General features: G+C 29.9%; 24 protein-coding genes and 1 riboswitch. All 24 genes read left to right on the forward strand.

The annotated features are described in order from the left end of the window. Positions 1-143 precede the first annotated feature (143 nt). The gene (locus tag IO99_RS09155) at positions 144-1,142 is read left to right on the forward strand and encodes a type IV pilus twitching motility protein PilT (RefSeq protein ID WP_051824028.1); all 999 of its coding nucleotides are present in this window, start codon (positions 144-146) and stop codon (positions 1,140-1,142) included. A gap of 306 nt (positions 1,143-1,448) precedes the next feature. Beyond that, on the forward strand, positions 1,449-2,708 hold the full coding sequence (gene ftsA / locus IO99_RS09160; RefSeq protein WP_035132664.1) for a cell division protein FtsA: 1,260 nt from the start codon (positions 1,449-1,451) through the stop codon (positions 2,706-2,708). Further along, positions 2,705-3,817, forward strand: a complete 1,113-nt coding sequence (ftsZ, locus tag IO99_RS09165) for a cell division protein FtsZ (RefSeq protein WP_035132667.1) — start codon at positions 2,705-2,707, stop codon at positions 3,815-3,817. Before ftsA ends, ftsZ begins: the two co-directional genes overlap by 4 nt. A gap of 315 nt (positions 3,818-4,132) precedes the next feature. Next, complete coding sequence (gene spoIIGA, locus IO99_RS09170) at positions 4,133-4,936, forward strand: sigma-E processing peptidase SpoIIGA (protein WP_035132669.1); 804 nt, start codon at positions 4,133-4,135, stop codon at positions 4,934-4,936. A gap of 11 nt (positions 4,937-4,947) precedes the next feature. After that, complete coding sequence (gene sigE, locus IO99_RS09175; RefSeq protein WP_051824029.1) at positions 4,948-5,688, forward strand: RNA polymerase sporulation sigma factor SigE; 741 nt, start codon at positions 4,948-4,950, stop codon at positions 5,686-5,688. Between the two features lie 73 nt (positions 5,689-5,761). After that, the gene (gene sigG / locus IO99_RS09180; protein ID WP_035132671.1) at positions 5,762-6,535 is read left to right on the forward strand and encodes an RNA polymerase sporulation sigma factor SigG; all 774 of its coding nucleotides are present in this window, start codon (positions 5,762-5,764) and stop codon (positions 6,533-6,535) included. 278 nt (positions 6,536-6,813) lie between these two features. After that, a complete protein-coding gene (locus IO99_RS09185) occupies positions 6,814-7,071 on the forward strand; it encodes a YlmC/YmxH family sporulation protein (RefSeq protein ID WP_035132673.1) in 258 nt (85 codons plus the stop codon). Positions 7,072-7,157: 86 nt separating this feature from the next. Beyond that, the gene (nrdR, locus tag IO99_RS09190) at positions 7,158-7,613 is read left to right on the forward strand and encodes a transcriptional regulator NrdR (protein ID WP_035132824.1); all 456 of its coding nucleotides are present in this window, start codon (positions 7,158-7,160) and stop codon (positions 7,611-7,613) included. 1 nt (position 7,614) lies between these two features. Continuing rightward, on the forward strand, positions 7,615-8,349 hold the full coding sequence (gene pgeF / locus IO99_RS09195; protein WP_035132675.1) for a peptidoglycan editing factor PgeF: 735 nt from the start codon (positions 7,615-7,617) through the stop codon (positions 8,347-8,349). After that, on the forward strand, positions 8,349-9,059 hold the full coding sequence (locus IO99_RS09200; protein ID WP_278245238.1) for a response regulator: 711 nt from the start codon (positions 8,349-8,351) through the stop codon (positions 9,057-9,059). Before pgeF ends, IO99_RS09200 begins: the two co-directional genes overlap by 1 nt. Continuing rightward, positions 9,049-10,782: a HAMP domain-containing sensor histidine kinase gene (locus IO99_RS09205; protein WP_051824030.1), complete on the forward strand. Its 1,734-nt coding sequence runs from the start codon at positions 9,049-9,051 to the stop codon at positions 10,780-10,782. Before IO99_RS09200 ends, IO99_RS09205 begins: the two co-directional genes overlap by 11 nt. A 206-nt stretch (positions 10,783-10,988) precedes the next feature. Beyond that, positions 10,989-11,858: a phosphate ABC transporter substrate-binding protein gene (locus IO99_RS09210; protein ID WP_035132679.1), complete on the forward strand. Its 870-nt coding sequence runs from the start codon at positions 10,989-10,991 to the stop codon at positions 11,856-11,858. Between the two features lie 85 nt (positions 11,859-11,943). Then, positions 11,944-12,852, forward strand: a complete 909-nt coding sequence (pstC, locus tag IO99_RS09215; protein ID WP_035132681.1) for a phosphate ABC transporter permease subunit PstC — start codon at positions 11,944-11,946, stop codon at positions 12,850-12,852. Position 12,853: 1 nt separating this feature from the next. After that, positions 12,854-13,678: a phosphate ABC transporter permease PstA gene (gene pstA, locus IO99_RS09220; protein ID WP_035132683.1), complete on the forward strand. Its 825-nt coding sequence runs from the start codon at positions 12,854-12,856 to the stop codon at positions 13,676-13,678. A gap of 29 nt (positions 13,679-13,707) precedes the next feature. After that, the gene (gene pstB / locus IO99_RS09225; protein WP_035132685.1) at positions 13,708-14,457 is read left to right on the forward strand and encodes a phosphate ABC transporter ATP-binding protein PstB; all 750 of its coding nucleotides are present in this window, start codon (positions 13,708-13,710) and stop codon (positions 14,455-14,457) included. Positions 14,458-14,517: 60 nt separating this feature from the next. Further along, positions 14,518-15,171 carry a phosphate signaling complex protein PhoU gene (phoU, locus tag IO99_RS09230; RefSeq protein ID WP_035132687.1) on the forward strand — a complete coding sequence of 218 codons (654 nt, stop codon included), beginning with the start codon at positions 14,518-14,520 and terminating at the stop codon, positions 15,169-15,171. Positions 15,172-15,369: 198 nt separating this feature from the next. Continuing rightward, positions 15,370-16,704 (forward strand): radical SAM protein, encoded by a 1,335-nt coding sequence (locus IO99_RS09235; RefSeq protein WP_035132689.1) that lies wholly within the window; start codon positions 15,370-15,372, stop codon positions 16,702-16,704. 1 nt (position 16,705) lies between these two features. Beyond that, on the forward strand, positions 16,706-18,025 hold the full coding sequence (gene der / locus IO99_RS09240) for a ribosome biogenesis GTPase Der (protein WP_035132691.1): 1,320 nt from the start codon (positions 16,706-16,708) through the stop codon (positions 18,023-18,025). A 128-nt stretch (positions 18,026-18,153) separates the two neighbouring features. Continuing rightward, positions 18,154-19,155 (forward strand): NAD(P)H-dependent glycerol-3-phosphate dehydrogenase, encoded by a 1,002-nt coding sequence (locus IO99_RS09245; protein WP_035132693.1) that lies wholly within the window; start codon positions 18,154-18,156, stop codon positions 19,153-19,155. Between the two features lie 135 nt (positions 19,156-19,290). Then, positions 19,291-20,241 (forward strand): M15 family metallopeptidase, encoded by a 951-nt coding sequence (locus IO99_RS09250; protein ID WP_051824031.1) that lies wholly within the window; start codon positions 19,291-19,293, stop codon positions 20,239-20,241. Between the two features lie 138 nt (positions 20,242-20,379). After that, positions 20,380-21,858 carry a stage IV sporulation protein A gene (gene spoIVA / locus IO99_RS09255; protein ID WP_035132695.1) on the forward strand — a complete coding sequence of 493 codons (1,479 nt, stop codon included), beginning with the start codon at positions 20,380-20,382 and terminating at the stop codon, positions 21,856-21,858. A 266-nt stretch (positions 21,859-22,124) separates the two neighbouring features. Further along, entirely contained in the window at positions 22,125-23,108 is a 984-nt protein-coding gene (locus tag IO99_RS09260; RefSeq protein WP_035132697.1) for an asparaginase, read from the forward strand. Positions 23,109-23,194: 86 nt separating this feature from the next. After that, a riboswitch (purine riboswitch) is annotated at positions 23,195-23,294 on the forward strand. 71 nt (positions 23,295-23,365) lie between these two features. Further along, positions 23,366-24,721 (forward strand): NCS2 family permease, encoded by a 1,356-nt coding sequence (locus tag IO99_RS09265; protein ID WP_035132699.1) that lies wholly within the window; start codon positions 23,366-23,368, stop codon positions 24,719-24,721. Between the two features lie 257 nt (positions 24,722-24,978). Continuing rightward, entirely contained in the window at positions 24,979-25,857 is an 879-nt protein-coding gene (locus IO99_RS09270; RefSeq protein WP_035132701.1) for a YicC/YloC family endoribonuclease, read from the forward strand. Positions 25,858-25,860 lie beyond the last annotated feature (3 nt).

Raw genomic sequence — 25,860 nt, forward strand, 5'->3', positions numbered from 1 at the left:
ATTATATAAATATAAATATATTTAATACGATTATATAAATTGATATACTAATTAAAATTATAGTAAACTTAATGTAAAGTAGATAATTATAAAAATAACAATGTAGGTGGAAATGTATTTTATTATATGTAAGGAGATAAAAAATGGAACTAAAGGAACTTTTAAAATATGTGGTTGAAAATCAAGGTTCAGATTTGCATCTGTCTGTAGGAGCACCTCCTATTCTACGAAAAAATGGAGAATTATTAAATGTAATAGAAGAAGTTTTATCTGAAGAAATAGTTAAGAAATATAGTAAGGAAATCCTTGGAGAAGATTACTTTATATATAATGAAATAGGGGAGAGAGATATACTATATACTCTACCGGATGTAGGCAGGTATAGGGTTAATGTATATAAAGAAAGAAGTTTTGATACTATTGCAATTAGAGTAATACCAGTAAAAGTTCCAACTCTAGAAGATTTAAATATGCCTACAATTATAAAGGAACTTACAAATAAAAAGGATGGCTTAATTCTTATAACTGGGCCAACTGGAAGTGGTAAGAGTACTACTATGGCAGCTATGATAAATGAGATAAATTCAAATAAAAAAACTCATATTGTGACTTTGGAGGATCCTATAGAGTATTTACATAATCATAAGAAGTCTCTAATTAATCAACGGGAAATAGGAAGGGATACGGAAAGCTATGATAGTGGGCTAAGAGCCATACTTAGAGAAGATCCAGATGTAATTTTAGTTGGAGAAATAAGAGATTTAGAAACTATGTCAGCAGTACTTCTAGCAGCAGAAACAGGACATCTAGTAATTTCTACATTACACACCATAAGTGCCTACAAAACAATTGATAGAATCATAAATTATTTTCCGTCAGAACAGCAATTAAGGATAAGAAATCAGCTTTCTACGGTGTTAAAAGGTATAGTATGTCAAAGATTATTTAAGAAGGTGGATGGTAGTGGAAGAATTGCCGCTCTTGAAGTAATGGTTAATACCCCAGCAGTTCAAAATTTAATTAGAGAAGGGAAAATACATCAAATACCATCAACTATGGAAACTTCGTCAAAATATGGTATGCAGACTATGGAAATGGCTATAAGTAAAATTATAAGATATATTGATAAAGAAGAACTGTAAACAGAGTTCTTTGCTTCTTAGAAAACCTATAATATCAATGGTATAGGGAATTTAACTATTGTGTTTTTTTTAATTAAGTTTTATACTATAGATAGAATATAAATGATTAAATGGCGTATTTATAATATATTGAGATAATTTCGTTATTTACCTGTATATGGTAGTAAGATATTATAGAGACTAGGCATTGTATAAATATATTCTAAAAATATTCTACTATTTTGAAGGAATTTCATTTTTCATGTTGAATATACCTTTGTACACTGTAAACTTCTTAGGGAGTAGAATGTGGGAGGAATATGTTATATGAATAATTACATTGTTGGAATAGATATAAGTTCTTCAAAGGTATGTGGAGTAGTTGGGAGATTAGACCAAGAAAACAAAATACAAGTTATGGGAATTACTACTTCAGATTATGAGGGAGTTAAGGATAATGTAATGTTGGATGAAGAGGATATTTCTTATATTTTACGCAATGTAGTAGAGCGTTTAAAGGAAATTGTAAATTCACCATTAGAAGAAGCATACTTATCTGTACCAATTTCTTTATGTGAAATCGTAAAGACTAAAGGTGTTTTGTCTTTCCCAGAAATGAAAGAGATTAGCAAAGAAGATATATTAAATGTAGGAGAAGTTGCAAAGTTTTGTGTTGGCAAGGAGCAAGAAATTGTCCAAGTTGATATTGAAGAATACATAGTTGATTCTATGAAGAATATTACTAATCCATTAGGAATGAAAGGGAAGGTACTAGAATCAGAAGGCAACGCATTTATACTAAGTAAAAAATATGTTGATGGATATAAAAAATGTTTAAAAGAAACTGGAATCGAGATAAAGGGATGGGTAGTTAATGCTATAGGTATAAGCAAGGATATAATTGAAGATCTTGAACTTGCTAAAGGTGTAGCAATTATCGATGTTGGAAGTTCTAATATGGAAATTACAGTTTTTAAGAATAATAGATTCTTAGATTACTTTTCAGTACCCTTAGGTGGTAATAATATTACAAATGATATTTCTATTTGCCTAAAGTTATCATTACAAGATAGTGAGAGATTAAAATTTAAATGTAATACATTATTAAAAGATAATTCAACTGAAAATCATAAAATAAAGATTAACACTAGTGGAAATAGTATAGTGGAAATTAATTATGAAATGTTAGTAGATATAATAGGTGAAAGAGTCAAAGAACTACTTGAAATAATAAATAAGCGCATTGAAAAAGAACAATTAAGTGATCAAATTGGCAGTTTCGTAATTGTTGGAGGTGGAATATCTTTATTTAGAGATATTACGACTATAGCTTCAGAAATATTAGGAAAGCCAGTTAGAATAGGTGTTCCAAATTATGTTGGAGCAGCAAATCCAATATATTCAACAGCTACAGGAATCATAAGAGATGTTTTAAACAAAGAAGAAATATTTAATAAAGAAAAAAGTTCCTGTGAAAGTTGTAATGAAAAGTTGAGTAGCAGCAATAATAGAAGTAAAGAAAATAAGTTTATAACAAGACTAAAGGGAATTCTAAAGAGTTTTTCTAATGAGGAGGTAATAAAGTGATTGATTTCGATGTTCAAAATGATGATTTATGTAAAATTAAAGTTGTAGGTTGTGGTGGCGGTGGAAACAACGCTGTAAATAGAATGATTGAAGAAGGACTTAAAAATGTTGAATTCATAGGTATTAATACAGATAAACAAGCATTAGTTTTATCTAAGGCTGAGTTTAAAATCCAATTAGGAGACAAGCTTACTAGAGGCTTAGGTGCTGGTGCAAATCCCGAAATAGGAAGAAAAGCAGCAGAAGAAAGTAAGGAAGAAATAATTGAAGCATTAAAAGGTGCAGATATGGTATTTGTTACTTGTGGAATGGGTGGAGGAACTGGTACAGGAGCTGCACCAGTAGTAGCAGAAATAGCTAAATCTATGGGGATTTTAACTGTAGGTGTTGTAACTAAACCTTTCCCTTTTGAAGGAAGAAAAAGAATGATTCATGCAGAAGCTGGAATTAAGGCTTTAAAGGAATCAGTTGATACATTAGTAACAATTCCAAATGAAAGATTATTATCTCTTGTGGATAAAAAAACTACCCTTGTAGAATCTTTTAGAAAAGCAGATGATGTTTTAAAACAAGGTGTACAAGGTATTTCTGACTTAATAACTATACCAGGATTAATTAACTTGGACTTTGCAGATATAAGCACTATTATGGTTAATAAAGGGCTTGCTCATATGGGAGTAGGTGTTGGAACTGGCGATAATAGAGCGCAAGATGCTGCAAGAGAAGCAATAGCAAGTCCACTTTTAGAAACCTCAATTATAGGAGCAACTGGAGTACTTTTAAATGTTACTGGGGGATCTGATTTGTCTTTGTTAGAAATTAATGAAGCTGCACAAATAGTACAGGAAGAAGCTGATCCAGATGCAAATATTATATTTGGTGCTGTAATTGATGAGAGCTTAAATGATGAGATAAGAATAACAGTTATTGCTACAGGATTTGATTGTGAAAAAGCTAAAATGGAAAGTGGAGTAAGCTTTGACTCTATTAAAAGTCAGAGTCCTAAATCAGAGGTAGCAGCAACTCAATCAAGTGAAGCTACTACATCTTCTAAAGAGGAAAGTGAAGATTTTACAGTTCCTACATGGCTAAGAAAAAGCATGAGATAATATAAGATTATTATTTATTTTATTAAGAGACTATTGCAAAATGATTTTTAATTATTTTGTAATAGTCTCTTCTTATTTAAATTTTTAAAATTCCATATAAAGGCTGAAGTAGAATAAAACGTATTCTATTTCAGCCCTTTATTATTTCAAGGGCTTTTGTTTACATTACACAGTTTATTTTTTAATAAATACTTAATTTAAAAAAAAAATCGTAAAATGACATAATTTTCTAGTAATAATATGAAATTTTACCATATGATTTTACAAATTTTACCGTAAGTAACCTATATAATAATCTTTAAGGGGGTAAATAAAATGGTAGTGTACTTAGATATGCTTTTGTTAGAAAATTTTTTAGTGAATTTATTTTTACTAACAATAACTATGCAAACTATAAAAAAGAAGGTTTCAATGGGTAGGTTAATGCTAAGTTCAGCTATTGGTGCTTCATATGTTTTTGCTATAGTTATTCCTAAACTACAGTTTTTTACATCTACGCCCTTTAAAATAGTAGTAGCTCTACTGATGATGATAATATCTATTAAAGATAAAAGTATGGGTGAAGTATTAAAAGCTACTGGAATATTTATATTGTATTCTGTACTTCTTGCAGGAATGTCTTTTTATATAGCCATAAAGGATAATCCATCTTTATCATCAAGTGCTATGATATATAATTTTTCCTATAAAAATCTTATATTGTCTTTAATGATTATTTATATGTTAATTTATAAGTTGACTGTATATGTAAAAGATAGACGCTCATTAACTAATTATGTATATACTACTGAAATATGTATCGATAATGTGAAGACTATAATAAAAGCCTTTTTAGATACAGGTAATGAACTTAGAGAGCCAGCAACAAATTTGCCTGTAATAATTGTAGAAAGGAAGTTTTTCAAAGATTTAAATTTAAAGAACCATAGCATATATAACATTCCTTATTCTGTGGTAAGTGGATGTAATGGGAAACTTATTGGAATTAGACCAGATAGTGTGAAGATAAACATTAATGGAAATATAAAAGAAGAAAGTTTGATATTGGCATTTTGTGATAATAAGCTTAGCAAACATAGTGATTATAATGGACTTTTACCAAGGGGGATTATAGAATAGGAGGAATTTTTATGAATAAAATATCAAAAAAAATTTTAGAAGTGAGAAATGGGTTGCAAAGCATACTAAGTAGATTTTTAAGTAAGTTTAAAGGCTTTGCAAAATCAATTTACTACATAGGGGGAAATGATGCATTACCACCACCATTGACTAAAGAAGAAGAGGAAGTATTGGTAGAAAATCTAGAAATGGGAGATGAAAGTATAAGATCCATATTAATTGAACGTAACTTAAGATTGGTAGTTTATATAGCAAGAAAATTTGAAAATACAGGAGTAAATGTAGAGGATTTAATATCAGTAGGTACTATAGGGCTTATAAAAGCTGTAAACACCTTTGCACCAGAAAAGAAGATTAAATTAGCAACCTATTCTTCTAGATGTATAGAAAATGAAATACTTATGTATCTAAGAAGAAATAATAAGATAAAAACAGAAATATCTTTTTATGAGCCATTAAATATTGATTGGGATGGAAATGAACTGTTATTATCAGATATATTAGGAACTGATAGTAATGTAGTATATAACTATATAGAAGAAGAAGTAGATAAGCAACTTCTTGGAATTGCTATGGATAAATTAAATAGTAGGGAAAAAGAAATAATAGAGTTGAGATTTGGACTAAATGGAATTACAGAAAAAACCCAGAAGGAAGTTGCGGATATGCTTGGTATATCTCAATCCTACATTTCTAGACTGGAAAAAAGAATAATTAAGAGACTTAAAAAAGAAATTAATAAAATGTTATAAGGTTGTCTTTAGTATAAAAAAGCTACATCAGGAGATAATTTTAATGTAATTATTCTGAAGGGAATGAGACCTTATGATGATTAATAAAGTAGAAATTTGTGGAGTGAATACTTCGAAACTACCTGTATTAAAAGAGAAGGAAATGAGGGAACTACTAATCAAGATAAAGCAAGGTGATAAGGGCTGTAGAGAGGATTTTATAAAAGGAAATCTAAGGTTAGTATTAAGTGTAATTCAAAGATTTAATAACAGAGGGGAAAATGTAGATGACTTATTTCAAGTAGGTTGCATAGGTCTTATGAAGGCTATTGACAATTTTGATTTAAGTCAGAATGTTAGATTTTCCACTTATGCAGTACCGATGATAATTGGAGAAATTAGAAGATACCTTCGGGATAATAACTCTATTAGAGTAAGTAGATCTTTAAGAGATATTGCTTATAAGGCATTACAAGTGAGAGATAAGCTTGTTAACAAAGATAATAAGGAGCCAACTATCTCTCAAATTGCAAAAGAACTAGAAATGCCTAAAGAAGAGATAGTATTTGCACTAGATGCAATTCAAGACCCCATTTCATTATTTGAACCTATTTACCATGATGGTGGAGATGCCATATTTGTTATGGATCAAATTAGTGATAGTAAGAATTTAGATGATGGATGGCTTGAAAATATATCAATAAAAGAAGGTATGAAGAAGCTTACAGATAGGGAAAAACTAATCTTAAACTTAAGATTTTTTCAAGGAAGAACCCAAATGGAGGTTGCTGATGAAATTGGAATATCTCAAGCTCAGGTTTCGAGATTGGAAAAGACAGCACTTAAACATATGAGGAAACATGTGTAATATGCGTATTTACAGGTAGGTAGCTTAATTTAGAATTAAAACTAGTTGCAATAGTTTATGTAATGAAAACATATTATATTAAAATTCACATTGCAATGAGGTTAAAATTTAAAATTTATAACTCAGCAAAAAGGAGCCTAGGCTCCTTTTTGCTTTATAGATTATTATAGCTATATCACGTTGGTATAAAAAAGAGAGTCTAGGCTCTTTTTTATGTTCTATATTATTTTAAAGAGAATATAGATTAAATGATATAAAATTTAAGGAGGGAGTTTTTTATGGAAACTTCAATGTTTGCGATAAATAGTTTAAAAACTATGGAGATAATAGATATTAACACAGGTACTAAACTTGGCTATATAAAAGATTTTAAAGTTAATTGTGAAGAATATAAATTAGAAGCAGTAATACTTCCAACACAGAAATCTGGATGGTTTTCAAAAAATGAAGATATAGAATTGCCTTGGGAGAGAATTAAAAAAATTGGAGTAGATGTTATTTTAGTAGATGGAGAGGGTATTGTTGAAAATAATTAGGAGAAAATAATTAATTATATACAAATGGTGAATACTTTGTGTATAATCGTAGTATAAACAGAAAAAACTTAGAGGATGTGATTATAGTGAAGTGTCCTTATTGCAATGGAGAAGAAAGTAAGGTTGTAGATTCTAGAGCAACAGAAGATGATGGTGCAATTAGACGTAGAAGAGAATGTCTTAATTGCAATAAAAGATATACTACCTATGAAAAAATAGAGGATATACAAATATTTGTTATAAAAAGAAACTTAACTAGAGAGTTATTTAATAGGGATAAAATCATAAGTGGTGTTATAAGAGCCTGTGAGAAAAGACCTGTATCGAGATTAGAGATAGAAAACTTAGTAAATTCTATTGAAAAAAGACTTAATAATACCATGACTAGTGAAATAAGATCCGAGGAAATAGGAGAATTAATATTGGAGAAATTAAGGTATATGGATGAAGTTGCTTATATAAGATTTGCATCTGTATATAGAAAGTTTGATGATATTAATAGTTTTATAGAAGAGATAAAGGGTTTAAGTGGTGATAAGTAATATGAGATCTTATAACATAGAAAATAATGAATTTCTAACCTATGATTTAGATGATATAACCATTGGATTTTCTACAGCAAAAAATAATTTAAACTTTAATAAAACATTTAATGAAGGAAAGTCTAGTTTAAATAATTTAAAAAAGTGGTTTAAAGTAAATGAGGTTGTATATTTAAATCAAGTTCATGGAACTAAAGTATTTTCTTATGAAGAAAATATGGATATAGTAAACTATGATGGAGATGGTATTGTAACAAAAGAAAAACAGGTTGCTATTGGAGTATTTACAGCGGATTGTGTACCAATAATTTTAGTAGATACTAAAAATAAAGTAATAGCAGCTCTTCATAGTGGTTGGAAAGGAACTTTGAATAATATAGTTTCTAAAGGAATTAAAGTTATGAAAGAAAATTATGGGTGTAATCATAGCTATATTAAAGCTTTTATAGGTCCTCATAATAAAAGCTGTTGCTATGAAGTAAGCCAGGAGCTTATAGATAATTTCAAGGATTGTGATTTATTTAAAAATCAACAGATTAATTATGGTAGAAATTTAGATTTACAAAAGTGTGTAGAGATACAGTTAATGAATGAAGGTATCAAAAATAATAATATAGTATGTTTAAATTTATGTACATACTGTAGCAAGGATAAAAAGTTATATTCATATAGAAAAGAAGAAGAATCTCATGGTAGGTTATTTTCCTTTGTATTTATCCATGAGTTTAAGGAGTGATATTTATGGAAAAAACAATATTAGTAGTTGATGATGAGGCACATATTCAGGAACTAATTAAATTTAATTTAACTAAGAATGGGTTTAAGGTTATAACTGCTGATAATGGAATTGATGCATTAAAAATAGCTGAAGATGAAAAACCAGATCTAATATTTTTAGACCTCATGTTACCGGGGATGGATGGGTTAGAAGTATGTAAGTCTATTAGAAAAAAATCATCTATAGAGTCTACACCAATAATTATGATTACAGCAAAAGGTGAGGAGTTAGACAAGATTTTAGGCTTAGAGTTAGGAGCAGATGATTATATAACAAAACCTTTTTCGGTGAGGGAACTAGTAGCTAGAGCTAAAGCTATATTAAGAAGAACGAGTTTTAAACAAGAAGACAATAGCTTTAAGTTTGGAGATATAAATATAGATTATCAAAAACATGAAGTATATAAAGGAAAAGAAAAAATAGAGCTTACATTAAAAGAGTTTGAACTTTTAGAAATACTGATAAAAAACAAAGGAAAAGTTATGACAAGAGATTTTCTTTTAGATAAGATATGGGGCTACGAATATGTAGGAGAAACTAGAACTGTAGATGTCCATGTGAGACATTTAAGACAGAAAATAGAAGATAATGATAAAAATCCAATTTATATTCAAACTATTAGAGGTATAGGATATAAATTTAATTCTGGGGACAGTTATGAAAGATAATTCACGAAGAACTATGAAAAAAAGACTAATGCTAAGTGTTTTTGCAGCATTAGTTTTTGTATTAGGATTTCTAACTACAGTATTTTATACAATAGTTACCTATGAAAGTGAAGAGAGTGCTAAAGAACAATTAAATGTTTATGCTTATTTAGTAAGTGAACAGTTACACAACATTGACCAGGCGAGTTTTTCTAATGTAGTAGATAAAATGAAAAATTTGAATATTAGAATTACTATTATAAATAGCAATGGCACTGCCCAATTTGATTCTTTAGGAAATGTGGAAAAATTAATAAATTATAATAATAAAGATGAAGTTATCATGGCTAAATCTAAAGGGGAAGGTACTGTTACTAGATATAGTGATAGGGAAGAAACGTATGTTATTTACTATGCTGTAGCTATAGAAGATGGTATAGTAGTTAGAGTTTCAACCCCTGTAAAAGCAACACATAAATTAAATGATACATATATAGTATGGTATGGTAGTGCTATAATTATAATGATTTTTATATCTCTTTGGATTGCCAATAAGTTATCCTATATAATTGTTAAACCAATTAGAGATTTAGATGTTATTACTTCTATGATCACTAATGGAAATTTAAGTAGAAGAATTAAAATTACTACCAATGATGAGCTTGGTAAGTTAGCTTTGAACTTTAATCATATGGCTGATAGACTTGAAAGTAGCTTACATGAGGTAAGTGAAAAGCAAAATAGACTTTCAGCAATTCTTCAAAGTATGGAAAGTGGCGTAATTGCTATAGATAATAGTCACAATATAATAATGATAAACAACTATGCAAAGAAAATTTTTAATATTAAAGAAGATGTAGTAGGCAATCCAGTTGAAAATATATGTAAAGAAGTGAATTTAAAATTTATATTTTCTATGAGAGATAGAGATATTAAAGAGTTTAAGTTAAGTGCTCCTACTATAAAATTTCTTAGGGTTAGAACCGCAGATATTATAGTTCATAATCATCAGCATATTGGAGCAGTAGCAGTAATACAAGACATTTCTGACTTGAAGAAGTTAGAAAATATGAGAACTGAATTTGTGGCTAATGTATCCCACGAACTTAAAACTCCTCTTACATCTATAAGAGGTTTTGCTGAGACTTTAAAAGAGGTTGATGATGATGAGACTAAGAAAAAATTTTTAACTATAATAAATGAAGAAGCAGAAAGACTTACAACACTTATATCAGATATATTATTGTTATCACAAATTGAGCATAAACAAGAATTTAAGAAAGAAGTATTTAATGTAAATAAAGCTATAGAGGATGTATTTTATTTAATGAAGAATACTGGTGAACAAAAGCAGGTGCATGTAAGTATAGTTGGAGATGAGATACCTAATATTCTAGGAGATAAGGATAAATTTAAACAAATGCTTATAAATCTAGTGGATAATGCAATAAAATATAGTGAAGCCTTTGATACGGTAGTAATAACAAAGATAATTTATGATACCTACTTTAAAGTTATTGTAGAAGATAGTGGTATGGGAATTGCAAAAGAGTATATACCAAGACTTTTCGAAAGATTTTATAGGGTAGATAAAGCTAGATCTAGGGCAAAGGGTGGAACAGGATTAGGTCTTGCTATAGTTAAACATATAATTATTGGTTTTAATGGTAGTATAGATGTAGAAAGTACTTTAGGCGTTGGTACAAAATTTATTATTACAATTCCATATCATATAGAAAAATAGAATAATTAAGATAAGATAATATATTCATAAAAGACTAGAGAGAAAATTCTCTAGTCTTTTTCTTGTGAAGTTAAGAACTTTGTTTATGTTAAGTATTATTAACCTAAGTAAAGTTTTTTTAATATATGGATAATAATAGCTTAACTAAGAAAGAATATAATCAATATTGTAAGATAAATAAAAAAACAAATTGGAGGGGAATTTAAATGAAAAAGAAGTCAATAAAAATATTAATAGCAGGAATAGTTGCAACAATGACCATGGGATTATTAGTAGGTTGTGGCGGAAAGGATACTTCCAATTCAAATAATAGCGGTAATAATACTAGTGATAATAAAGCAAAAGCTATAACTATTAAAATATCAGGTTCAACTTCTGTAGGGCCATTAATGGAAAAGGAAGCAGAGAGTTACAAAGGTGAAAATCCAAATGTTACTGTAGAGGTTCAACAAATAGGGTCTTCAGCAGGAATAAAAAATGCTGTAGAAGGTATTAGTGAAATAGGTATGGCTTCACGTGAGTTAAAAGATGAAGAAAAATCAGAAGTTGCTGAAACAGTAATTGCTTATGATGGAATAGCCTTAGTAGTCCATCCATCAAATAAAGCAGAAAACTTAACTATGAAACAAATTAAGGACATATATACGGGAGCTGTAACTAACTGGAAGGAAGTTGGAGGAATTGATGCCCCAATAGTGGTGGTTTCAAGGGAAGATGGTTCAGGAACTAGAGATGCTTTCCAAGAAATTGTAGGATATACTTCAGAAGAATTGGAGAAAAATGCAACTATAGCAGAAGGTAATGGAAGTGTTAAAACTACAGTTTCAACAAATAAAAATGCAATAGGATATATTTCTTTTGAACAATTAGATGATTCAATTAAGGATTTAAAAATAGAGGGAAGTGAAGCAACACCTGAAAAAGTATTAAGCAAAGAGTATAAATTATCAAGACCTTTCTTAGTAGTATATAAAGAAGATAAATTAACAAAGGATGGAAAACAATTTATTGACTACATTTTAAGTGAAAAAGGTCAAGGTATTGTTGAAGAAGCCGGTGGAATAAAAGTAAAATAGATAATTTATGCGCCACAATGGGTATAGACCTTTGAGAGAAAAATTATCTTAAAGGTCTATTGAATTTAAATTGGAGGTCAAATATATGTCAGTGAAATCAGTTAAGACGGAAAAACCCCACAAACTTAAGGGGATAAAATATATAATTGATGATATATCAGAGAATGTTTTTAAAGTATGTGCTTTAATAGCAGTAATAAGTTTAATTTTAATAATAGGTTTTGTATTTTATAAGGGTTTGACACCATTTATATCTAAAGGATATTCCTTTGGAGAATTTTTACTAGGAACAGAGTGGGTACCTAGTTCAGAAAAGTATGGAATTCTTCCTATGATAATTGCTTCTATATATGGAACCCTAGGCTCTCTTGTTATAGGGGTACCCATAGGAATATTAACAGCTATTTTTATTGTTGAAATAGCACCTAAATCAGTAGCAAAGATAATGTCTCAGGGAGTGGAATTATTAGCAGGAATTCCTTCTGTATTATTTGGAGTCTTTGCCCTTGGAATAATAGTACCAGCTATTCAAAGTAAATTATCCCTTCCTAAAGGACAAAGTTTACTTGCCATTATAATAGTTCTTTCAGTAATGATGCTACCAACTATTATTTCAGTGGCAGAAACAGCTATAAGATCAGTACCAAAACAATATAAAGAGGCATCTTTAGCTTTAGGTGCATCTAAAATTGAAACTATATTTAAAGTAATTTTACCAGCAGCTAAGTCTGGAGTTTTAACAGCTATAGTACTAGGGATGGGAAGAGCAATAGGAGAAACCATGGCAGTTATCTTAGTTGCTGGGAATAGCCCCATAATACCAAATAATATAACAGATAGTGTAAGACCTCTCACTACTAATATAGCATTGGAAATGGGATATGCCTTTGGAACACATCAAGAAATGCTTTTTGCAACAGGAGTAGTTTTGTTTTCTTTCATTCTATTGTTAAACTTTGTAATAGCTAAAATATCAGAAAAGGCAGGTAATTAATATGAGAAAAATAAAAGACAATATATTAAAAACTATTTTATGGTTATCTGCAGCTATTACAGCTCTAATTATTGCTATTATAGTAGGATATATATTTAATAAAGGTTTTGGACTTGTAGATTTTAACTTTATTTTTGGAGATTATTCTCCCACAAATGGTGGTGGTATATTTCCGATGATTGTTACTACATTGTTAACGGTAATATTATCTTTATTAATATCAATTCCTATAGGGATTTGTGGAGCTATATATTTACAAGAGTATGCAAAGCAAGGAAGAGGAGTTAAATTAATTAGGTTTGCAACAGAAAGTCTTGCAGGTATACCATCTATAATATATGGACTATTTGGAACAGTATTCTTTGTATCTACTCTTAAATTGCAATTTTCAATTGTATCAGGTTCTTTAACATTAGCTATTATTGTACTACCTGTAATTATAAGAACCACAGAAGAAGCTTTAAAGACAGTTCCTCAAAGTTATAAAGAAGGTGCAGTAGCTTTAGGTTCAACTAAGTTTGAAGTTTTATACAAAATAGTAGTTCCCAGTGCAATGCCAGGAATTTTATCAGGAGTAATATTATCTATTGGAAGAATTATCGGCGAATCAGCAGCAATTCTTTTAACCGCTGGTACAGTAGCTGCAATGCCACAAAACCTTATGTCTAGTGGTAGGACTCTTACTGTACATGCTTATCTAGTTACTAAGGAAGCCGGAAATATAGAGCTAGCATCTGCAATTGGAGTTATACTAATATTTATAATTTTAGCTTTAAGCTTGATAGCTAAGGGGATCACAAAAACAATAAATAAAGAAAAATTTTAGTCATTAGAATGTAACTAGGAGGAAATATAATGTCAATAATATCTGTAAAAGATCTTAATTTACACTATGGATCAAATCATGCTCTTAAAAATATAAATATAGAAATAGATAAGAATAGTGTTACAGCTTTAATAGGTCCATCGGGGTGTGGAAAGTCTACTTTTCTTAGAACTTTAAATAGAATGAATGATTTAATTGATGATGTAAAAATAGAAGGGCAAGTTTTTTTTGAAGATAACAATATCTACAAAGAGCTAAATGAAATAGAATTAAGAAAAAGAATAGGAATGGTATTTCAAAAACCAAATCCATTTCCAATGTCTATCTATGATAATATTGCCTATGGACCTAGAATTCATGGAATAAAGGATAAAAAGAAGTTAGATGAAATTGTAGAGAAATCTCTTCAAGGAGCAGCTCTTTGGAAAGAGGTAAAGGATAGGCTTAAAAAAAGTGCTATAGGATTATCGGGAGGTCAACAACAAAGACTTTGTATTGCCAGGACCATAGCTGTTGAACCTGAGGTCATACTAATGGATGAACCTACTTCTGCATTGGATCCAATATCAACTTCTAAGATAGAGGAACTTATGGACGTGCTTAAAGAAAAATACACTATAGTCATAGTAACTCATAATATGCAACAAGCAGGACGTATATCAGATAAAACAGCATTCTTCTTAAATGGAGAAATTGTGGAGTATGGAAAGACAGAAGAGATGTTTCATATGCCAAAGGATAAGAGAACAGAAGATTATATCACAGGAAGATTTGGTTAATAATAGAATGAAATTAGATAGTTATCAATAATTAAAATTTATAAAGTGTAGGTGAAGAGGATGACAAGAAATAGTTTTGATCTTAAATTACAACAACTTCATGAAGATTTAATGGCCATGGGTGAGGCTGTAGCCAAACAAATAGAAGATAGCATTGATGCATTAAAAAAACAGGATGAAATCTTAGCAGAAGAAGTAATTCAAAAGGATGATGTAATAGATGACTTTGAAGAAGATATAGAGGATAAGTGTATAAAACTAATGGCTACAGAGCAGCCCTTAGCCAGTGATTTAAGAAGGATATTTATTACTACAAAGATCATAACTGATTTAGAGAGAATGGGAGACCATGCTGTAGACATAGCTAAGATTGCAAAAAAACTTATAGGAGAAACTTATATTAAGGAACTTATAGATATACCTAATATGGCTAAAATTGTAGAAAAAATGATTAAAGACTCTTTAGAGGTATATATAACTACAGATATAAGTAGAGCTCATGAAGTAAGTAAAATGGATGATCAGGTAGATAGATTATTTAAGAGTATATTTGATGAATTACTTGTAATAATGAGAAATGATCAAACGACTATAAATCAAGCTAGTCAATTTTTATTTATATGCAAGTTTTTGGAACGCATGGCAGACCATGCTACCAATATTTGTGAATGGACTATATATTTAGAGAGCGGAGAAAAACTAAAATTAAATTAATTTAAATCCACCTTCAAATTACAAGTTGGCTATGTGTAGTCAGCTTTTTTATTTTACTTAGAAATTAAATTATATTTTTGTTGAAAAATAGAAAGCTTTGAGGTAATCTTAATTAGGTGCATTGACTAGGGAATATAATTAAGATAATATAACATAATAGTGGTATAATCATGCTATAGGAATGAAGGAGATACAAATATGAAAAATGAAATAAGTAAGGTTATTCCAAATTCTATTGCAGAAGAAGTAGATATCGAGGTTGGAGATAGACTTTTAAGGATAAATGAAAATGATGTTAAAGATATAATAGATTATAAATTTCTTATTACTGATGAAGTACTTCTTTTAGAAGTGGAGAAGAAAGATGGAGAGATTTGGGAAATTGAAATTGAGAAGGATTATGATGAAGATTTAGGGATAGTATTTAGAGAAGGAATTATTGATAAACCTATGACATGTCATAATGATTGTATTTTTTGCTTTATAGATCAATTACCTAAAGGAATGAGAGAAACTTTATATTTTAAGGATGATGATTCTAGACTATCCTTTTTACAAGGAAATTTTTTAACTCTAACTAATATGAAAGAAGAGGATATAGAAAGAATAATAAAATACAAGATAAGTCCTATAAATGTATCTGTACATACTACAAATCCAGAACTTAGAGTTAGAATGCTCAACAATAGATTTGCGGGTAAAATATATGATATACTTAAGAGGTTATCAGCAGCAGGAATAAAGATGAACACTCAAATTGTTTGCTGCCCAGGAATTAATGATGGAGAAGAATTAGTTAGCACTATAGAAGATCTATATAGACTTTATCCTAATGTTAATAGTGTAGCAGTAGTACCCTTAGGGATAACTAAGCATAGAGAAGGACTAAAAAAACTAAATTTATTTACACAAGAAACTTCTTTAAATCAAATCAATTTAGTTAAAGAGCTACAAAAAAAGTACTATGAAGAAAGTGGAACACCCTTTGTTAGATTGTCAGACGAATTTTATATAGTATCAGGGGAACCATTACCAGACTCTGAGCATTACCAAGGATTTGAGCAAATTGAAGATGGTGTAGGAATGGTAACTCTATTAAAGGATACCATAGATACTACACTTCCAGATTTAAAGAAAGATGGAGTGGGATCTTTTACCTTTGTAACAGGGGCTTTAGTTTATCCTGAAATAGTACATATAAAAGATAAAATTCAAAGGTTGAATAATAATATAAATATTACCGTAGAGGAGATACCAAATAAGTTTTTTGGAGAGACTATAACAGTAACAGGGCTTTTAACAGGAATAGACATAATAAACACACTTAAAGAAAGAGAAGTTGGAGAATATATAATAATACCTGATAACGTCCTTAGAAAAGGCTATGAACTTTCTAATTCAGATAAAGCCATACTGTTAGATGATTATACTGTGGAAGATTTATCTAGAGAACTAAATAGAAAAGTTATTATTTGTGATTTCACAGGAGATGATTTAATAACTATAATAAATGAACATTTAAGGGAGGATTAATATGGGAAAACCAGTAGTTGCTATTGTTGGAAGACCAAATGTAGGTAAGTCTACACTTTTTAATAAATTAGCAGGAAAGAGAATAGCTATAGTAGAAGATACACCAGGAGTTACAAGAGATAGAATTTATGCAGAGGCTGAATGGCTAAGACATAACTTTACAATTATTGATACTGGTGGAATTGAGCCAGAAAATGAAGACATTATAATGGTTCAGATGAGAAGGCAAGCAAATATTGCTATTGAAACAGCAGATGTAATTGTATTTATAGTAGATGGTAAAGCCGGTCTTCATCCATCAGATTATGAAGTGGCACAAATGCTTAGAAAATCAGGAAAACCAATAACATTAGTAGTAAATAAAATTGATAGAAGAGAATTAGAAGATAATGCTTATGAATTTTATAACTTAGGTATAGGTAATCCAGTAACTATTTCAGCAACTCAAGCATTAGGTCTTGGAGATATGCTTGATGAAGTTGTAGCTCATTTTGATGAGTTAGGAAGTAGTGAAGAAGATGAAGAATACATAAAAATTGCCATGGTGGGTAAGCCTAATGTTGGAAAATCTTCACTTATAAATAAGTTACTAGGTGAAAATAGAAATATAGTAAGTAATATTCCAGGTACCACAAGAGATGCTATTGATAGTAAATTAGAAACTGATGAGGGTAAATTTATATTAATAGATACTGCAGGATTAAGAAGAAAAAGTAAGATTAAAGAAGAGATAGAAAGATATAGCGTTATAAGAACTCTTACAGCCATAGAGAGAGCTGATGTGTGTATATTGATTCTTGATGCTACAGAAGAGTTAAGTGATCAAGATGAAAAGATTATAGGATATGCCCATGAACTTAATAAGGCAATAGTTGTAATAGTTAACAAATGGGATCTAATTGAAAAAGATGATAAGACTATGAATGATTATAAAGCTAGAATCGGTAGAGGGTTATCTTTTATGCCATATGCTAATTATTTATTTATATCTGCCTTAACAGGTCAAAGGGTAAACAAAGTTTTAAATGTAGCTAAAGAGTGCTATAATAATTATACTAAGAGGATAGCTACAGGGGTATTAAATGATGTGGTAAGTAAAGCTGTACTTATGAATGAACCTCCAGTAGTTGCATTAAGAAGACTAAAAATTTATTATGTAACCCAAGTGGATATAAAACCACCTACATTTATATTTTTTGTAAATGATCCAGCTTTACTACACTTCTCTTATGAGAGATATTTAGAGAATAAGCTAAGGGAAAGTTTTGATTTCAAAGGTACTGGAATAAAAACTATATTTAGGAAGAGAAAAGAAGATTAATAAAAATTCTATATATTTTATTATAATTGGATTTTCAGTAAATAAGAAGGAATTAATAGACATTATGAGAATAAATAGTATAATATTTATTCTCATTGTTTTATATAATTTAAGAAAGTAGGGATAAGGTGAATAAGATTTCTTTTATAGGAGGAGGAAGTTTCGGTACAGCTTTAGCTGTATTACTTTCTAAGAAAGGGTCAGAATGTTCTGTATGGTGCCATAGTGAAAGCACAGTTAATGATATTAATATAAAAAGAGAAAATACAAAGTATCTTAAGGGAATTGCCATACCAGAAAAAGTTACTGCCTATGGTGATCTTGAAGAAACTATAGAAAATAGTAATATAATAGTTCTTGCAGTACCTTCAAAGGCTATTAGAGAGATTTCAAAAAAAGTAGAGCCTTTTCTTAAAGGTGATGAAATAATTGTAACTGTGGCTAAGGGCATAGAAAATCATACATTAAAAAGAATGTCAGAAATAATTGAAGATGAAATAAAAGGTCATCCTATAGTAGTGCTATCAGGTCCTAGTCATGCAGAAGAAGTAGCAATGAATATACCTACTACAGTAACGGTATCATCAAAGGATATGAAAGCTGCAAAAAAAATCCAGGATGTATTTAGCAATAATACCTTTAGAGTTTATACAAATAATGATCTTATTGGAGTTGAAATAGGGGGAGCTTTTAAAAATATCATTGCCCTTGCTGCTGGGATTTCAGATGGCATTGGATATGGAGATAATACTAAAGCAGCTCTAATGACTCGAGGGATGAGTGAAATAATAAGGGTTGGAACTAAGCTCTCAGGAAAAGCTGAGACATTCTATGGGCTTACAGGAATGGGTGATTTAATAGTTACTTGCACTAGTATGCATAGTAGAAACAGAAGAGCAGGAATATTAATTGGAAGTGGAAAGACAATGGAAGAAGCCATAAAAGAGATAGGTATGGTTGTAGAAGGAATTGAGGCTGTTAAAGCCTTTCATGAATTAAAATCTAAAACTGATGTAGATATGCCAATAACTACTGCATTGTATGAAGTTCTTTTTAAAGGGAAGAATGCTAAAGAATGTGTTACAAAATTAATGGGAAGAAAATATAAGGATGAAAACAATGAATTGTAAACATTTATTTAATTAAAATATTTTATTTTGATAATATCTTAATATTTGATATAATGATATAAGGTTAGATAGATGAGAATTAATTTTATTTTCAATGAAAAATTGAAGATAAAGGTAGGAGGCTAACAAAAACTTATGTTGAATAATAAAAATTATATAAAGAAAAAAAATGCATTTTATAAAAGAAAAGATATTTTCTATAAAAAGAAATCAGGTTTTAATAATGGAACTACAATAATTATTGGGTTATTATTTTTAGTGGGTATAATGATTGGACTTGTGTTAAAGGAAGATTCAAAAGTCCTTGATACAGCTAATATATTCAACAATGATTATGAGAATAAAACTTCTAAATATAACCAAGGAAAAACAACGCCTTCTAGAGGCAATAGTATTAATGAACATGAATATAGCAATTTAGAAGAAGTGCCTGATTTAAGTGACTCTACAGTTAGCGCTACCTTAACAAAAGATGAGATAAAAGAAATAAAAGATATTATTAATAGTGATACAACGGGATTATATACATTGGTAAACAAAGAAAATTTGCTTTCTAAGGAGTATATGCCAGGTAATTTAGTTATTCCTAATATCAACTTAGTATCTGAAAGAAGTAATGAAAAAAACCTAGTTAGTGCAGCTATGGTTGAAGATTTAGAGCAGATGTTTTATGATGCTCAAGAAGAAGGTATTAATTTATTTTTAAGTAATGGATTTAGAGGATATGATTCGCAGACATATATCTACAATGAGGATATTCAAAATAAAGACAGTGAACATAGTGAATATGTAGCAAAACCTGGTGAAAGTGAACATCAACTTGGATTAGCTATTGATATTACTAGCAGAGATATGGCCTTTGATTTAAATCAATCCTTTGAGAATACCAAAGAGGGTGCTTGGGTTCTAGAAAATGCTTATAAGTATGGCTTTATTTTAAGGTATACTAAGACTAAAGAAGATATAACAGGATATAAATATGAGCCATGGCATTATAGATATGTTGGAAATAAAACAATTAGTAAACTTTGTCACAATAAGGACTTAACATTAGAAGAATTACTTAGTTATGCTAAAAGTGAATAATTTAATTTAAAAACATATCAAGTATTAAAAGTTTTCCTTTTAAAATAAAAAGGGGAACTTTTTTATTTTATTAATGCATAATATTAATTCTATATCAATATATATATAATGTTAATATGTAGTTGCGGGAGGGTAGCCTTGGAAAATTTTGATATATATAAAGATATAGCAGAAAGAACTCAAGGGGATATATATGTGGGGGTAGTTGGGCCAGTTAGAACAGGTAAATCTACTTTTATTAAAAAGTTCATGGAACTAATGGTTATACCTAACATAGAAAATCCTCATAAGAAGGACAGAGCAAAAGATGAATTGCCACAGAGTGGATCAGGAAAATCTATTCACACTACAGAACCTAAATTTGTTCCTAATGAGGCTGTAGAAATTCAGTTTGAGGACGGAGTAAAATTTAAAGTTAGAATGGTTGACTGTGTTGGATATATAGTAAAGAATGCATTAGGCTATACAGAGGCTGATGCACCTAAAATGGTTTCTACTCCATGGCATGATTATGAAATTCCATTTGAGCAAGCGGCAGAAATAGGAACTAAGAAGGTAATAACAGATCACTCTACAATAGGTATAGTTGTAACTACAGACGGAAGTATTACAGGCTTAGATAGGGAGGATTATGTAGATGCTGAGGAGAGAGTTATAAAGGAGCTTAAAGAGATAAATAAGCCATTTATAATAGTTCTTAACACTGTAAATCCTAATTCTGAAGAGAGTAAAGACCTAGGAAGGGAACTAGAAGAAAAGTATGATGTTCCTGTAAAAGTTATGGATGTAATGAATATAGGAAACAATGAGATTACAGAAATATTTGATACAGTTCTAAGAGAGTTCCCAGTAAAAGAAATAAATATTGACATGCCTCAGTGGATGGAGAGTTTAAATTCATCTCATTGGTTAAAGGTAAACATAATGACTATTCTAAAAGCCATGTGTAAAGATATCTATAAAGTTAGAGATGTTAAGAGATGTCTTGATGCCTTTAAAGGAATTGAATTCTTATCAGACATAAAAGTTAAAGAAATGAATATGGGAGAAGGTACTTCCTGTGTTGATATTAATCCAAAACATGAATTATTTTATAAGATCCTTGGAGAGATTTGTAATACTGATATAAAAAATGAAAATGATTTATTAAGTATTATGGAGAGTTTCTACAAGGCTAAAATAGAATATGATAAGGTTGAGGAGGCATTAAAAGAAGTTAATGAGACTGGTTATGGATTAGTTGCACCACAGCTTACTGAAATGAAACTAGAAGAGCCTGAAATTGTTAAGAAGGGTAATCAATATGGAGTAAAACTAAAAGCCTCAGCTCCATCATTACATTTAATTAAAGCTGATATTGAAACTGAAATTCAACCAATAATGGGTAGTGAGAAACAAAGTGAAGAGTTCTACAAATCAATTTTAGAGCAGTTTGAAAATGATCCTTCACAAATTTGGCAAAGTAACATGTTTGGAAAGTCTTTAGAAGAATTAGTTAAAGAAGGACTTCAAAATAAACTTTATAAAATGCCTGAAGATGTGCAAATTAAACTTCAAAAAACCCTTCAGAAAATTATTAATGAGGGAAATGGTGGACTTATCTGCATAATTATCTAATGAATGTTAAGACGTTTTCTTCAAATTCAAAAATATAGTTTTGAAATTAATATTAATTTCAAAACTATATTTTTTATTGTATAATTCTCACCATTGTAATATATTTAATTATGTAAAAGATTTCATTGGAATGATTATAATGGATAAGGTACATTTACAATGCCCTTGATAAAGAGATATAATTAAAATTGATTATAAACAAGTTAAGTGTAATTGAACTTTTATTTTGAATTGTAAATAATAAAGATTTTGGAGGTACATAAAGTATGAGTAAAGTTGTAGTAATATTTAATGGTGGAACTATATCTATGAAGGTAGATGAAAAAATAAAAGCAGCGGTGCCTAATTTAACAGGTGAAGAAATAATGTCCATGGTAACAGGTATTGAATCCTATGCAGAAGTAGAATCATATACATTTTCTAGCCTTCCAAGCCCTCATATGACCCCAGATATAATGATGGAATTATCAAATTATGTTAAGAAGTTTTTAGAAAGAGAAGATGTAGATGGAGTAGTAGTTACCCATGGAACAGATACTCTTGAGGAAACAGCATATTTTTTACAGCTAACTATAAATAGTGAAAAGCCAGTAGTAGTTACGGGTTCCATGAGAAATAGTTCTGAGCTAGGATACGATGGACCTGCTAACTTAGCAGCATCAATTTGTACGGCTACATCTAAAGAATCAAGAAATCGTGGAGTAATTGTATGTTTAAATAATGAACTAAATTGTGCTAGTGAGGTTACAAAGTCTCACTCTATGCACCTTAATACGTTTCAAAGTCCAGAATTTGGTCCAATAGGTATTGTTGACAGTAATGAAGTAAGGTTTTATAGAGGAAGCACTACAAAGGAATATATAAATACTGATGTAATAGAAAATAATGTTCAGCTTATTAAGTCCTGTGCAGGAATGGATGGAACACTTATAGATTATTGTGTTAGTCAAGGTGCTAAGGGATTAGTAATTGAAGCTATGGGGAGAGGCAATATTCCACCGTTAATGGCTAATTCTGTAGAAAAGGCTATAAATAAAGGTGTGGCAGTAGTTATAGTTTCCAGGTGTTATAAGGGGAGAGTTCTAGATAGTTATGGTTATGAAGGCGGAGGAAAACAATTAAGAAATATGGGTGTTATATTTGGGGATAGCATGCCAGGGCAAAAGGCTAGAATAAAGATGATTTTAGCCTTGGGAAAAACAAGGAATTTAGACGAAATAAGAGAAGTGTTTGAAAAAGGACATTATTAATATACGAACATTACAAATAAAAATAAAATTAATATACGTAAAAATCATTGACATAGGTATATAAAGTTGATATTATAATCTTGTAAAAAGAAATAATCACTAATTTTCATATAGGTCTAATGCGATGGATTAGATGTTTCTACCGGATACCGATAAAATCCGACTATGAGAATTCCTATGTTAAAAAACTGTCACTGGGATTCTTATCCAGTGACTATTTTTTTGCAATAATACATATTAATAGGAGGACAAGTATTATGGAAAAATTTTTTAGGTTAAAAGAAAATGGTACCGATGTAAAGAGGGAAGTTGTTGGTGGGTTAATAACTTTCTTAACTATGGCATATATAATAGCCGTTAATGCCAACATATTAGGAGATCCTGGTGTTGGAATGAATCCAGGAGCAGTTGTTACAGCAACTTGCCTATCAGCTGGGGTTACTACTATTTTAATGGGAATCTATGCCAATCTACCATTAGGATTAGCTTCAGGCATGGGACTTAATGCATTCTTTGCATATACAGTAGTAATGGAAATGGGGATATCTTGGCAAATAGCTTTAACAGCAGTATTTGTAGAAGGAATTATATTTATTTTATTATCATTAACAAAGGTTAGGGAAGCTATCGTAAACTGTATACCAACTAACTTAAAATATGCAGTTACTGCAGGTATTGGATTATTTATAGCATTTATAGGTTTTGGTAATGCTGGAATAGTAGTTGGAAGCGAAGCTACAAAGGTAACCATGGGTAGTTTAGTAAGCCCAACAGCGTTAATTACAATATTAGGTGTAATGGTTATTGTAATTTTATCTAAAAAAAATGTAAAAGGTGCAATACTTTGGGGAATGGCCGCTAGTGCTATAGCTGCATGGATATATGCTGCTTTATCACCAGAAGCTGCTACAGCTGCAGGAATATATTTACCAAAAGGTATCTTAAAGTTTGAATCTATAGCACCTATTGCGGGTAAATTAGATTTCTCAGTATTCACTAATGCGGGAACTATATCAGAATTTATTTCAGTTGTATTTGTATTTTTATTTATAGACTTCTTTGATACAGCTGGAACTTTAGTTGGAGTAGCGTCAAAGATTGGAATGATAGATAAAGATGGTAAAGTTAAAAATGCAGGGAAGGCATTACTAGTAGATGCAATTGGGACAACTTTTGGAGCTCTTGTAGGAACATCTACAGTTACAACTTATGTAGAGAGTTCTGCTGGAGTTGCATCAGGAGCTAGAACAGGTCTTTCAGCAGTAGTTACAGGAATATTATTCTTACTTGCTATGTTCTTATCACCATTATTTGTTGCTATACCAGGTTGTGCAACAGCACCAGCTTTAATTATTGTAGGGTTCTTCATGATAGAATCAGTTAAAAATATAGATTTTTCTGATTTCACTGAAGGTGTACCAGCGTTCCTTACTATAGCATTAATGCCTATGACATATAGTATAGGAGATGGATTAATGATAGGAATGTTATCTTACGCTATATTAAACCTAATAGCTAATATTACAACTAGGGAAGCTAAGGATAGAAAACAAGTATCTTTTGTTGTATATATTCTAGCAATAATATTCTTATTAAAAATAATCTTTGGTTAAATAAAGTTTTAAATATATATTTATTAATATCAGTGATGTTATTGAACTAATTTATAAATAAGGGACATAAGCTTAAAATACAAGCTTATGTCCCTTGTTTATAGAGTGAATATTTTAAATTATAATGGTTTTTCTAAGGTTTTCTAAAGAATATTTCATTTTTCTTTAAAATTCTTTTGTTTATGGGTTGAAATAAGCCACATACATTATGTATAATAAATAAAGAATTTAAGAAGGTCTAGAAGGGTGCGTTGTATATGATAAAAAGCATGACTGGATTTGGAAGAGGTACATCAGAGAGCGAAGCATCTAGTTTTATTGTGGAAATAAAGACAGTAAATCACAGATACTTTGAGCTTAATGCTAGAATGCCAAGAACTTTAATATCTTTAGAAGATGGTATAAGAAAATATGTAAATGACAAGATTAAAAGGGGAAAGGTAGATATATTTATTACTCAAAATCAAGGAGCTAACGAGGATATGTCTGTAGTGGTAAATGAGAGTTTAGCTGAAAATTATGTGGAGGTATTACATAATTTAAGGGATAAGTATGATTTAAGGGATGATATTTCTGCTACAACCTTAGCACGTTTTCCAGAAGTTCTAAAATTAGAACAAAAGGAAGAAGATTTAGAAAAAACATGGAAGATATTATTACCAGCAGTAGAAGAGGCAGTACACAATCTTGTGTCCATGAGGCAACAAGAAGGTGAAAAACTTTTGATAGATATTACAAAGAGATGTGAATGTATTTCAAGTAATGTTGATATAATTAATAGAAGGGTGCCAGAAGTTACAGAAGAGTATAGAGCAAGACTTCTAAAGAAAGTAGAAGAAATTTTAGCAGAAAAAAGTATTGATGAAAATCGCATTGCTATGGAAGTAGTTCTTCAAGCTGATAAATCCTGTGTTGATGAAGAAATTGTTAGACTTAAAAGCCATGTTGCGCAAGTCATCAAAACTTTTAAACTAGGAGAGCCAATAGGTAGAAAGCTAGACTTCATTGTTCAAGAAATGAACAGAGAAGCAAATACAATTGCGTCTAAAGTTAACGATTTGGAATTAACTAATATAGCACTTGATATAAAAAGTGATATAGAAAAGATTAGAGAACAGGTTCAAAACATAGAATAAATT

Origin of the sequence: Clostridium sulfidigenes, from assembly GCF_000732635.1 — a bacterium.
Lineage (GTDB): Bacteria > Bacillota > Clostridia > Clostridiales > Clostridiaceae > Clostridium_J > Clostridium_J sulfidigenes.